Source organism: Nocardia pseudobrasiliensis NBRC 108224, from assembly GCF_001613105.1.
GTDB classification, from domain to species: domain Bacteria; phylum Actinomycetota; class Actinomycetes; order Mycobacteriales; family Mycobacteriaceae; genus Nocardia; species Nocardia pseudobrasiliensis.
This window is the reverse complement of the sequence record NZ_BDBS01000032.1, coordinates 153,957-165,928: the sequence shown is the minus strand read 5'-3', so window position 1 is coordinate 165,928 and position 11,972 is coordinate 153,957. Positions and strand designations below refer to the sequence as shown.

At 67.0% G+C, this 11,972-nt stretch carries 12 protein-coding genes; 5 read left to right on the top strand and 7 right to left on the bottom strand.

Translation table 11 applies throughout. From position 1 onward, the window contains the following. Positions 1-192: 192 nt before the first annotated feature. Positions 193-660 carry a DUF5318 domain-containing protein gene (locus NP4_RS25120; RefSeq protein ID WP_169813803.1) on the bottom strand — a complete coding sequence of 156 codons (468 nt, stop codon included), beginning with the start codon at positions 658-660 and terminating at the stop codon, positions 193-195. Between the two features lie 101 nt (positions 661-761). Here NP4_RS25120 and NP4_RS25115 point away from each other — a divergent pair, with 101 nt between their 5' ends. Then, a complete protein-coding gene (locus NP4_RS25115; protein WP_062510931.1) occupies positions 762-1,319 on the top strand; it encodes a PadR family transcriptional regulator in 558 nt (185 codons plus the stop codon). After that, positions 1,312-2,409, top strand: coding sequence for an inositol-3-phosphate synthase (locus NP4_RS25110; RefSeq protein WP_068002482.1), 1,098 nt, complete (start codon positions 1,312-1,314; stop codon positions 2,407-2,409). Before NP4_RS25115 ends, NP4_RS25110 begins: the two co-directional genes overlap by 8 nt. Before the next feature lie 180 nt (positions 2,410-2,589). Here NP4_RS25110 and NP4_RS25105 read toward each other — a convergent pair whose 3' ends face one another. The 6 genes from NP4_RS25105 to NP4_RS25080 all read right to left on the bottom strand — a co-directional run bounded on the left by NP4_RS25105 (position 2,590) and on the right by NP4_RS25080 (position 9,530). Beyond that, positions 2,590-3,015 (bottom strand): GyrI-like domain-containing protein, encoded by a 426-nt coding sequence (locus NP4_RS25105; RefSeq protein WP_068002479.1) that lies wholly within the window; start codon positions 3,013-3,015, stop codon positions 2,590-2,592. Between the two features lie 9 nt (positions 3,016-3,024). Continuing rightward, the gene (locus tag NP4_RS25100) at positions 3,025-3,492 is read right to left on the bottom strand and encodes a GyrI-like domain-containing protein (protein WP_068002477.1); all 468 of its coding nucleotides are present in this window, start codon (positions 3,490-3,492) and stop codon (positions 3,025-3,027) included. A gap of 393 nt (positions 3,493-3,885) precedes the next feature. Beyond that, a complete protein-coding gene (locus tag NP4_RS25095) occupies positions 3,886-6,138 on the bottom strand; it encodes a transglycosylase domain-containing protein (RefSeq protein WP_068002474.1) in 2,253 nt (750 codons plus the stop codon). Positions 6,139-6,306: 168 nt separating this feature from the next. Continuing rightward, positions 6,307-7,173 carry a carbohydrate ABC transporter permease gene (locus NP4_RS25090; RefSeq protein WP_068002472.1) on the bottom strand — a complete coding sequence of 289 codons (867 nt, stop codon included), beginning with the start codon at positions 7,171-7,173 and terminating at the stop codon, positions 6,307-6,309. Between the two features lie 2 nt (positions 7,174-7,175). Beyond that, a complete protein-coding gene (locus tag NP4_RS25085) occupies positions 7,176-8,198 on the bottom strand; it encodes a carbohydrate ABC transporter permease (protein WP_082876210.1) in 1,023 nt (340 codons plus the stop codon). Positions 8,199-8,246: 48 nt separating this feature from the next. Further along, positions 8,247-9,530, bottom strand: a complete 1,284-nt coding sequence (locus tag NP4_RS25080; RefSeq protein ID WP_068002468.1) for an ABC transporter substrate-binding protein — start codon at positions 9,528-9,530, stop codon at positions 8,247-8,249. A 139-nt stretch (positions 9,531-9,669) separates the two neighbouring features. On the opposite strand from NP4_RS25080, the gene NP4_RS25075 reads away from it, so the two are divergent. From NP4_RS25075 to NP4_RS25065, 3 genes are all read left to right on the top strand, one after another. After that, the gene (locus NP4_RS25075) at positions 9,670-10,488 is read left to right on the top strand and encodes a DUF2786 domain-containing protein (protein ID WP_068002562.1); all 819 of its coding nucleotides are present in this window, start codon (positions 9,670-9,672) and stop codon (positions 10,486-10,488) included. Next, positions 10,485-10,994: a TIGR04338 family metallohydrolase gene (locus NP4_RS25070; RefSeq protein ID WP_068002465.1), complete on the top strand. Its 510-nt coding sequence runs from the start codon at positions 10,485-10,487 to the stop codon at positions 10,992-10,994. Before NP4_RS25075 ends, NP4_RS25070 begins: the two co-directional genes overlap by 4 nt. Positions 10,995-11,064: 70 nt before the next feature. Next, the gene (locus NP4_RS25065; RefSeq protein WP_068002460.1) at positions 11,065-11,922 is read left to right on the top strand and encodes an SDR family oxidoreductase; all 858 of its coding nucleotides are present in this window, start codon (positions 11,065-11,067) and stop codon (positions 11,920-11,922) included. Positions 11,923-11,972: the final 50 nt, after the last annotated feature.

Genomic DNA, 11,972 nt, shown 5'->3' with positions numbered 1-11,972 from the left:
GTGGGCCGCCCGGGCGGGGCGGCGGATAGCCGCCGGGCCCCGGTCGCGAGCCGCGCGGTCGGCGGTCGCCGTTCGGTCCATCGTCGTAGGGCGAAGTCACAGCCTGGATCTCCATAACTCGATACGGTCCTGGTCGCGGTCTGTCGACCGCGCGGGCGCGTCTGTACTCCGCATGTCAGCGGACGAGGCCCGTCATTCGGCGGCGGTCCGTCGCGTGCCGGTACGGCGTCGCGACGGCGTCGGAGCGCGACCCAGCACATAGGACTGCACCAGATGATTCCAGCTGCAGGTACGGCACACCTCCACGACGTGCACCGTGAATTCCTCGCGGGACTCGGCCAGCCGGATCAGCTCCTCGGGCGCGCGGGCCGAACCCGCGACAGGTCCCAGCCCCTCGCCGTAGACCCACGATACGAGAGTGAGCTGCTCCTTCCGGCAGATAGGGCATGTGACCTCACTCCCGCGCCCATGAAATTTGGCCGCCCGCAGCAGATACGGATTCGCGTCGCACACCTCCGCGACATTCACCCGTCCCGCGTACACGTCGGCCAGCAGCGACCGGCGCCGAAGCGCATAGTCCACTACCTGCCGCTGAATTCGCACGAGAACCAGAGTAGCGGCCCCCTCTGACCATCGCTGTGGCGTCTTCGTGCTGGACATGTGAGGAACCTGTGGGGCTATCGACAAATATATCGGCGCGATATAGTTTGGAACTGCATCCACAAGTTAGATCTGCAGAGCACAGTCAGGAGGTGTGGCCCGTGCTCGAGCTGGCGATTCTCGGGCTGCTCCTGGAATCTCCGATGCACGGTTACGAGCTGCGCAAGCGGCTGACGGGTCTGCTCGGACCATTTCGGGCCTTCTCCTACGGGTCGCTGTATCCGACCCTGCGGCGCATGCAGGCCGACGGCCTGATCGCCGAGGAGAGTCCACTGGGAGCGGTCACGCGGCGCGCACGGCGGGTCTATCAACTGACCGAGACCGGGCGGGTGCGGTTCGGTGAACTGCTCGCCGACACCGGTCCGCAGAACTACACCGACGACGGTTTCGGCGTTCACCTCGCCTTCTTCAGCCGCACCCCGGCCGAGGCCCGGATGCGGATTCTCGAAGGCAGGCGGCGGCAGGTCGAGGAACGCCGAGAAGGACTGCGGGAGGCGATCAAACGGGCCAGCGGGACCCTCGATCGCTACACCCGCCAGCTCCACCAGCTCGGTCTGGAATCCAGCGAGCGCGAAGTGCGCTGGCTCAACGAGTTGATTGCAGCGGAGCAATCACTGAAGGCGGCACCACAGAAAGAGGGAAATATCGGCCATGAGTGATGTCAACACGGCTGAAAACGCCACCGAGATACGCGTGGCCATCGTGGGTGTGGGCAACTGCGCCTCCTCGCTGGTCCAGGGCGTGCAGTACTACAAGGACGCGGACGAGAACGCGACCGTGCCCGGCCTCATGCACGTCAAGTTCGGCCCGTACCACGTCCGCGATGTGAAGTTCGTCGCCGCGTTCGACGTCGACGCCAAGAAGGTCGGATTCGACCTGTCGGACGCGATCTTCGCCAGCGAGAACAACACCATCAAGATCTCCGACGTGCCGCCGAGCGATGTGACCGTGCTGCGCGGCCCGACGCTGGACGGTATCGGCAAGTACTACGCGCAGACCATCGAGCTGTCCGACGCCGAGGCCGTCGACGTGGTCAAGGCGCTGAAGGACGCCAAGGTCGACGTTCTGGTGTCCTACCTGCCGGTGGGCTCGGAGGAGGCCGACAAGTTCTACGCCCAGTGCGCCATCGATGCGGGCGTTGCCTTCGTCAACGCGCTGCCGGTGTTCATCGCCTCCGACCCGGAGTGGGCTCAGAAGTTCGTCGACGCGGGCGTCCCGATCGTCGGCGACGACATCAAGAGCCAGGTGGGCGCGACCATCACCCACCGCGTGATGGCCAAGCTGTTCGAGGACCGCGGCGTGCAGCTCGATCGCACCATGCAGCTCAACGTCGGCGGCAATATGGACTTCAAGAACATGCTCGAGCGTGAGCGCCTGGAGTCGAAGAAGATCTCCAAGACCCAGGCTGTCACCAGCAACCTGAAGAAGGAGCTGGGCGCCAACGACGTGCACATCGGTCCGTCCGACCACGTCGGCTGGCTCGACGACCGCAAGTGGGCCTACGTCCGGCTCGAGGGCCGTGCCTTCGGCGATGTGCCGCTGAACCTGGAGTACAAGCTCGAGGTCTGGGATTCGCCGAACTCGGCCGGCATCATCATCGACGCCGTCCGCGCCGCCAAGATCGCCAAGGACCGCGGTCTGGGCGGCCCGATCCTGCCCGCCTCGGCCTACCTGATGAAGTCCCCGCCCAAGCAGCTCGCGGACGATATCGCTCGCACGCAGCTCGAGGAGTTCATCATCGGGGCTTGACCGCCTCTCCGCGTTTTTTGGCCGGACTCAGGCATCACGCACGTGGCGTCGGCGGCCGGCGGCGAAGAGGTGGCTGAGCTCTCCCGTACCCGGTGAGTTACCCATGTCCTCGCGAAACCAGTTGGTGCCTCTGCAATCTCGGCGTTGAGCCGAGATTGCAGAGGCACCGGCACGCGGAGGCTAGTCGAGTGAGACGTAGACCTCGACCGAGGTCGGCCCGGTGTAGCGCTCGAGTTCCGCGGTGTGCGACCGCGTGATCGTGCCCGCGTTCTCGGCCTTGGCCACCTTGGCCCAGGCGGTGCGCAGCAGATCGTAGGGCTTGTCGGAGACGACGAATTTGGCGTAGCGGCCCGCCGGGATCCGGGTGAGCACGTCGCCGGTGTCGAGGTCGTCCAGTGAGCTCAGTTCGTAGCCCAGCACCGCGACGGCGTGGTCGTTCTGGCCGATATAGGCCGCCGCGCGGGGGACGTTCTTCTCCCGGGACAGATAACGGTCCCAGGTGAAATTCACCAGATCCAGGTCACGCGCGGTGACCTCGCGACCGGCCAGCGGCACGGTCAGGCCGCCGACCAGACCTTCGCCCAGGGTGACGATTTCGAAGTCCACTCTCAGCCCCTACCTGTTGCCCTCGGAGGCGCTCTCGTCCTCGAGCGCCACGAACACCTCGACCGTGTTGCGGTCCGGATAGTGCTCGAAATCGCCCGTATAAGCCCGGGTCAAGGCGCCGGCCGCCTCGAGATCCCAGACCGCGCGCCAGACCGACACGATGGTGTCGCCCAGGTTGTCACCGCTGCGGATGATCCGCGCGAACCGGCCCGCCGGCACCCTGGCCAGCACATCACCGGGCAGCAGATCGTCCAGGCTCCGCAGGTGATAGCCGACGATATGGGTCAGATACGACCCGATCTCCGGCGCGTGATCGACGTAGGCGCTGGCCGGAGGTCCGGGCAGCTCGCGCGCCAGATTGTGTTTCCAGGCCTCCTCCACCTTCAACCGGCGCGGCCCCTCGACCGCCAGCGCCGGGCTGCGTAGCACCGTCCCTGCCACCAGGGTCTCGTGGCGCTCAACGACATTGAAATCCACCGGTGTCGCCCCTATGTCTCGTGCTGTGTGATGTGTCGCGCGACTGACGTCGGCGCGCCGAACCACTCTGCTCTCAGCCGTGCCCGATCCCTGCCCGCCGCTCGCTTCTGCGCCCAGCGTAACCGCACCCTTCGCTGGTCTTTCTCTGCGAACATCCTCCCGCATCCTGCCACTGTCGTCGCCGATCGGCCCGATCGAACAAGTCCGGGCCACGCCACCTGAAAAGTTCCCGAATTCGCACCAACCGCGCCGCTCAGCCTTGTGGGCCGCCGTCACCGCGGTCCGGTATGCACCTAGTACTCGCCGGGCTCCACCCTATCGGCGTGTCTCGGGCGTTGGTCGCCGAACGCCGATTCGGTTGGTCACAACGACGCCGTCGGCCCAACCGCGCCGTCAGCCCGGCACCGGGACGCTCAGACCCGGGAAGATCTCGACCTGTCGGGTCGGGGGCGGCGGTGGAGCAATCATCGGGGCGGGCTGCGGCGGGGGCTGTTGCGCTGGGCTCGCGGGCGGCGCCAGCACATCGAAGGGGCCCTGGCCGGACTGGGGCGTGGGCGCGGGCGCGATCCCGAACGGGCCGACGCCGACCGGATCGGCCTTGGGCTGATTCGAGGCCGCGAACTGTTCGACCGGCGTACCCGCCAGCGCGCCGTCCATGGTCCGCTTCCAGATATCGGCGGGCAGTCCCGCGCCGTAGATGGCCGCGCCGCGCGCGGTGTGGATCGGCTGGGGTTGTTCGGTGCCGATCCACACGGCCGTCGACAGCGAGGGCGTGAAGCCGATCATCCACGCGTCCTTGTTGGCGCCGGTATCGCCGAGCTGCGTGGTCCCGGTCTTCGCCGCCGACGGACGCCCGGCCAGCGCATGGCCGTTGGAATAGGCCGCAATCGGCAGCATCGCCTGTGCGGTGGTGTCCGCGACGCGCGCCGAGATCCGCTGTTGCGACGGACGCTGCTCGGGCGCGCCGCGATCGAGCAGCACCCGCCCGTCCCCGGCGACCACGCGCTGGACGAAATAAGGCTGGTGATAGGCCCCGGAGGCGGCGATGGTCGCGTAGGCCGAGGCCATATCGATCGGTCGCACCGAATACACGCCCAGCACGATCGACGGCTGCGGCGCTGTGTCGTTGTCGGTCAGCGAACGTCCGGGCACGCCGGGGATCTGCTCCGGAATTCCGGCCTGATGGGCGGCGTCGGCGATCGACTGCGCGCCCACGCCCTGGGCGAGGCGATAGAAGCTGGTGTTGAGCGAACGTTTGAAAGCCTCGGCCAGCGAACAGGTTCCGCAGGATTCGCCCTCCACATTGGTCACCTTCACCCCGTTCACCGTGACCGGGGAGCTGTCGAGCGGATACGACATGGTGATGCCCTGCTGCAGCGCGGCGAGCACCGCGAAGGTCTTGAACGCCGAACCGGTCTGCAGCGGCGCCTGCGCGAAATCGAAGCCGACTCCGTCCTCGCCGCCGTAGTAGGCCCGCACCGCACCCGATCGCGGATCGATCGACACCACGGCGCTACGCAGTTCGGGCGGCTGGTTCGACAGCGTGTTGTGCACCGCGTCCACCGCTGCCTGCTGGGCGCGCGGATCGATGGTGGTGATGATGTTCAGCGCCCCGGTATCGATATCGCGTTCGCTGACCCCCGATGCCCGCAATTCGCGCAGCACCTGGGTGCGGAGCAGTCCGGCCGGGCTGCGCGCGGAATCGTCGGCGAGTACGACAACCGGAGCGATGATCGGGAATTCGACCCTCGCGCGCTGATCGGGCGGCAGGGTTCCCATCGACACCATGCCGTCGAGTACGTAGTTCCAGCGCGCCTTCAGCTGATCCGGATGGGTTTCCGGATCCAGGATCGACGGGGTGCGCACCACCGCGGCCAGCACGGCGCTCTCGGCGAGGGTCAGCTGCGGTACCGGCTTGGCGAAATACGCCTGGGCTGCCGCGGCGATGCCGTACGCGCCGCGACCGTAGTAGATGGTGTTGAGATAGGCGGCGAGAATGTCGTCCTTACTCCACTGTCGCGCCATCTTCGCCGAGATGATCAGCTCCCGCATCTTGCGCGACAGCGTGCGCTCGGAGCTGAGGAAGGCGTTCTTCACATACTGCTGGGTAATGGTCGAGCCGCCGCCCGCATCCTCGCGTCCGGTGACATTGTCGCGGGTCGCGCGCAGGAACGCCTCGAGTGAGAAGCCCGGATTGCGATAGAAGTCGCGGTCCTCGGCCGAGAGCATGGCATCGCGCATCCACTGCGGTACTTCCGACAGCGGAACGGGGATCCGATTACCCTCCGGCGGAACGACTTTGGCGAGTTCGGTGACGCCGTCGGCGGCGGTGATGGTGGCGGTCTGCTCGGTCTGCACAGATGCCGGATCGGGTATGTCGGCACTCCAGTACGCCAGCGCCACCAGCAGCGACGGCACCGCGACGAAGATCAGGAACAGCGCGAGCGCCAAGCGTCGAACGCGCTGGGCGCGGGTACGTGGCGGGCGGGATTGCGCACCTTCGGGATTCGGCGGCCGCTCACGCCGACGCGGCCGTCCGCGCTTGGCGCGTTCGCGCCTGGCGGTGACACTGGGGAGCTCGTTCCAACCGGCGACCGAGGCATAAGGCGCACTCGAAGCTTCATCGCGCCGCCTGCGTAAGCCCACTGTCCCGCCTCCCCGCGTATTCAGGCCATACGAGTAAGTGCCTCGACTGTCCGCACAGGTCCTGCGTTGGGTGCCGCGCCAGTTCTGGGCGTACCCGGCGAGTTACCCATGTACTCGCGAAACCAGCTGTTGCGTTGCGTAACGGCTCCAGGAGAGCCTAACCCACAGTCAGCTCTTGACGCCGCCCGCGGTGAGGCCGGAGATGATGCGGCGCTGGAACAGCAGCACCATGATCACCAGCGGAACGGTCACGATCGTGCCCGCGGCCATGATCGCCGAATAGGGCGGTACCAGCGGATCGTTACCGGAGAAGCGGGCGATGGCGACGGTCACCGGTTCGGTGGCGTCGGCCGACAGCAGTCGCGACAGCAGGTATTCGTTCACCGCGGCGATGAACGCCAGGATGGCCGTGGTGAATACGGCCGGTGCGGCCAGCGGCAGCATCACCAGCCGGAAGGCCTGGAACCGGCTGGCGCCGTCGATGCGCGCGGCCTCCTCGAGCTCCCACGGCAATTCGGAGAAGAACGACGACAGCGTGTACACCGTCAGCGGCAGCGCGAAGGAGATGTTCGGGATGATCATCGCCTGGTAGTGCCCGATCCAGCCGGTATCGGTGAACAGCTGGAACAGCGGCGTCACCAGCACCACCACGGGGAACATCGAGGCGCTCAGCACCAGCGCGGCCACGATCCGCTTGCCGCGGAACTGGATTCGGGCCAGCGAGTAGGCCGCCATCATGCCGATCACCAGTGCGATCACCGTGGTGGACAGGCCGATGATGACGCTGTTGGCCACCGCCCGGCCGAAGTTGTTGCCGCGGCTGGTGTCGAAGGCGTTCTGGAAGTTGGTCAGCGTCAGATGCGACGGCCACGGCGTGTTGTCGAAGACGTAGGCCGGATCGCGGAAGGCCGTGACGACCATCCAGTAGAACGGGCCGAGCCCCCACACCAGAATGATCAGCGCGCCGAGATACACCCGCGCCGAGCCGAGTCGTTTGGTCAGCGGGATACGCGCGGCCTGGGTCGTACTCACCATGATCAGTGCGCCTTCCGCTGTTCTTCCTGGGTCGCGACGGCGTTGGCGCCCAACACCTTCACCAGCACGAAGGCCACCGCGAAGATCATGAGGAAGGTGATCACGGACAGCGCCGAGGCGCTGTTGGCGCCCTGACGCACCTGATCGACGACGAGAATCGAAATGGTCCGGGTATTCGGATTGCCCTGCGTCATGATCGCGGGCAGATCGTAGAGCCGCAGCGCGTCCATCGTGCGGAACAGCACCGCCACCAGCAGCGCGGGCCGCAGCAGCGGCAGCGTGATCTGGGTGAAGCGCTGCCAGGCCGAGGCGCCGTCGACCCGCGCGGCCTCGTACACATCGCCCGGAATGACCTGCAGCCCCGCCAGAATCAGCAGCGCCATGAACGGGGTGGTCTTCCAGACATCGGCCACGATCACCGCGACCCGCGACCAGGTCGGATCGGTCTGCCACAGGATGTGGGTGCCGAGCACCCGATTGATCACCCCGTCGTACTGGAACATGAACTCCCACAGCCGCGCCGTCACCGCGGTCGGAATGGCCCACGGGATCAGCACCGCGGCGCGCAGTACCGCGCGACCACGGAAGGTCTTGCCCATGATCATGGCCATACCCAGCCCGATCGAGGCCTCCAGCAGCACGGTCACGACCGTGAACAGCAGGGTGATCGCGATCGCGCCCCAGAACTGGGAGCCGAGATTACCTGTCGGACAGGACTCCATCGTCCCGTCGGGCAGCTGGCACTGCTGCAGCAACCAGTGCGTGTAATTGCTGAACCCGGCGCCGCCGCCCTCGACGAACATGCCGGTGGCCTCGTCGATTCCGGCGTCCTTCTGGAACGACATCCACACCGCCCGCACCACCGGATATCCGATGACCACGGCCAGGGCCAGCAGGACGGGGGTGACGAACAACCAGGCGCGGCCGGGTCCGTCCAGGGCGGACCGCAGTCCACCCCGGGCGGGCCGGGGCGACGGCGGGTCGGCGGGCGGCGCGAGGTCGATCGCTCCCGAAGGATCCGACACGTTCAACTCTCCTACGGGGCTGACTCGACAGGGGGCGTTACCGTCGCCTCAGGCGCCGGCGGCCTCGATGCCCTTCTTCATGCCGGTGATCGCGTCGTCGACCGACTTGCTACCGGTCAGGGCAGCATAGGCGTTGTCCTGGATGGCCTTCGACACGGCGTTGTAGTACGGGGTCACCGGACGCGGCACGGCGCTGGCGATCGAATCCTTCAGCGCGGGCAGATACGGGAACTTCGCGATCAGGGCCGGATCGTCGTAGAGCGAGGCGCGCACGGGCGGGAAGGCGCCCTCGGCGACGATGCGCTGGGCATCCTCGCTGATCAGATAGCGCAGGAAGTCCAGCGCGGTGGCCTTGTGCTTGGAGTAGGAGCTGATGGCCGCGTTGTACCCGCCGAGGGTCGACGCGCCGATGCCGTCCTTACCGGGCAGCGGCGCCACGGCCGTATCGCCCTTGACCACCGACGAATCCGCGTTGGCCACCCCGAAGAAGTTCGGCCAGGTGCGCAGGAACAGCAATTTGCCCTGGGCGAAGGCGTTCTGGCTCTCCGGCTCCTTGAAGGAGATGGCCTCCTTGGGGATGTCGCCGTTCTTGTACGCGTCGACGAGTACCTGCAGACCGGCGCGCGACTGCGGGCTGTCCACGGTCGGGGCCTTGCCGTCCGGGCCGACGAAAGTGCCGCCGTAGGCGTTGATCACCTCGGCGGAGTTCACGGTCAGACCCTCATAGGGCGCGAATTGCCCGGCGTAGCAACCGATGCCCTTGTCCTTGGCGATATTGCAGTCGCCGAGCAGCTCCGACCAGGTCTTGGGCGGGTTGGGCACCAGATCCTTGCGGTAGTACAGCAGGCCGCCGTTGGTGTTGCGCGGCGCGGCGTAGAGGTTGCCCTTGTAAGTGGCGCTGGCCACGGTCGGGGACAGCAGCGTCGAGGTATCGATCGCGAAGGAATCCTTCAGCGGCTGAATCCAGCCCTTGGCGGCGAATTCGGCCGTCCACGGAACATCCAGCGCCATCACGTCGTAGTCGGACTGCTTGGCCTTCAGATGCTGGGCCAGGTCGTCGTACTGCTGGGAGGCGTCGTTGGACTGCTCCTTGAAGGTGACCTTCTCATCGGGATGCGCGGCGTTCCACCGGTCGATGAGCTGCTTGACCGCTCCGGTCTCGGTGGTGTCCTTGCCCTCCACATAGGTGATCGGGCCGCGGCCGCCGAGGTTCTCGGCGGTTGGGTTGGTACCGCCACCGCTCGAACACGCGCTCGTGAACGTCGCGGTCAGCAGCGCGGCCGAGGCGACGGTCAGCGCGGCACGGGACAGGAGGGACGTGTTCAAAGCCATCGATACTCCAGAGTCGAAAACGAGTACAGGCGTAAGCCGTGAGCGCCGGCACACTCACCCGGTTGCACAAGGCAAGATACATTGTTCGAGCGGAATTGTGTCGTTCGGTTCTCGTATCCTGGGGCCGATGTCGACCCAGCTGACTCAGGACAAACTGCTCACCCGCATCGGCGGGCTGCTGCGCCAGGCCGAGTCGACCGACAACGAACACGAGGCCGAGGCGTTTCTGGCTGCCGCGCAACGGCTCGCGACCCGTTCGTCGATCGACCTCGCGGTGGCGCGCGCCCATATCGCCGGGCGTGAGCGCCGGGCCGTGCCGATGCAGCGGATCATTCCGATCGGCGAGGCCGGTAAGCGGGGCCTGCGCACCTATGTGCAGCTGTTCGTGGCGATCGCGGCCGCCAACGATGTGCGCTGCGATGTGGCGCGCTCGTCCACCCAGATCTACGCCTACGGCTTCGATACCGATATCGACACCTGCGAGGCGCTGTACACGAGCCTGCTGGTGCAGATGGTGCGCGCGTCGGATCAGTACATAAAATCCGGTCGGTATCGCTCGGCGACGGTGGAGAAGGTCGTCGTCGAAAGCCGCTGGGGCCGAAAGGTTCAACGTCGCATACAGGCCCCTGTCGCAGCTGTGACTGCGCGATTGAATTTCCAGATGGCCTTCGCCGCGCGGATCGGTAAACGCCTGGCCGAGGTCAAGGCGGACGTGGAGGCCGAGGCGAAGGCCGAGCCATCGGCCGCGGCGGGTACCGCGCTGGCATTGCGCGACAAGGAACTCGAACTGCACGACTTCTACAGCCGCACCTCCGAGGCGCGCGGAACATGGCGAGGGCCACAGGAATCGGCGAGCTACTCCGCCGCGGCGCGCCGCGCGGGGGACAAGGCCGGTCGCGCCGCGCGCCTGGGTACGTCCCCCGAACTGGGCGCGGCCCGCGGGCAGCTGGACTCGTGAGTCCGCGCGATACCCAGCGCGCCCGCGTCTACGACGCCGAAGGTTTGGTGCGGCGCATGTTCGACCGCGCCGACGAGACCGGAATACGCACGGTCGAACTGCACGGTTCGCAGATCACCCTGCCGATCGAGCGACGCTTCGCGTCGGTGGAATCGGTGCAGAACTACGCCGACCGCGTCCTGGCCCTGAATTGGGTACGCGCCCAATGGGACCGGTCCACCGCGCCGGTCACCATCCGATCCCGCGCCGGTACGACCGCCGCCCACTACGAATCCGAACGCGCCGTCCTGGCCGTCCCCCTGCACACCCGCGGAACCGCCTGGGCCCTCCGGGAATTGGTCGTCCTGCACGAACTGGCCCACCACCTCGAACCCCTCGCCGAGCTCGCGCCGCACGGCCCCGAATTCTGCACCCGCTACGTCGAACTCGTCGACGGCGTCATCGGCCCCGAGGCCGCCCTCGTCCTACGCACCACCCTGCTCGGCTGCGGCGTTCACCTGGGGTGATGTCATCACCGCCGCCGACATGGCACCGTCGAGGGGAACGGGTTGGGACGGTGAGTCGAAGGGAGCGGCGATGAAACTGGAGACCGGACAGGTGGCGGTGATCACCGGGGCGGCCAACGGAATCGGGGAGGCCCTGGCGCGCACGTTGAGCGGGCGCGGATTGCGGGTGGTCCTGGCGGATCTGGAGGCCGAGCGGGTGAACGAGGTCGCGGGCGAGCTGGACGCGGTGGCCGTGCCCACCGATGTCGCCGACGCGGACCAGGTGGGGCGGCTGGCCGCGACCGCGCTGGAGCGGTACGGGACGGTCGATCTGCTGTTCAACAACGCGGGTATGGGCGTGGGCGGGCCGAGTTGGCAGGTCAGCGCCGAGGATTGGCAACGCGTACTGGCGGTGAACCTGGGCGGCGTCGTCAACGGCATCCGCGCGTTCGTCCCGGCCATGGTGGCCGCGGGGCGCGGGCATATCGTGAATACCGCCTCGGTGGCGGGTCTGACCTCCGGCCCCTTCAACGTGCCGTATACCGCGAGCAAACACGCGGTCGTCGCGCTGTCGGAATCCCTGCGGGACGAATTGTCCATTCTGGCACCGGGAATCGGCGTCACGGTGGTGTGCCCGGGCCCGGTCGATACCCGGCTGTTGCGCGGGGTGCTCGACGATATCGACGAATTCACCCCCGAACGCGTGCGCGAACTCCCAGGCGCCGAATGGATGGGCGGGCTGACCGAGCGTCAGTGGGAGCAGGTCATGCCGATCTTCGAAATGTTCAGCCAACTGCGCAAAACCGCCATGCCCCCGACGCGGGCGGCCGAAATGATCCTCACCGCGGTCGAATCCGACCAGCTCTACGTCACGACGCATCCCAGCTACGCGGCGGCCGTGCGCGACCGTGCCGACCGCATCATCGCGGATCTGGAGGCTTCCAGGTAAACGATGAGTCTGGGGGACAGCGGAATTAGACTGCTGGGCATTCGTCGGGG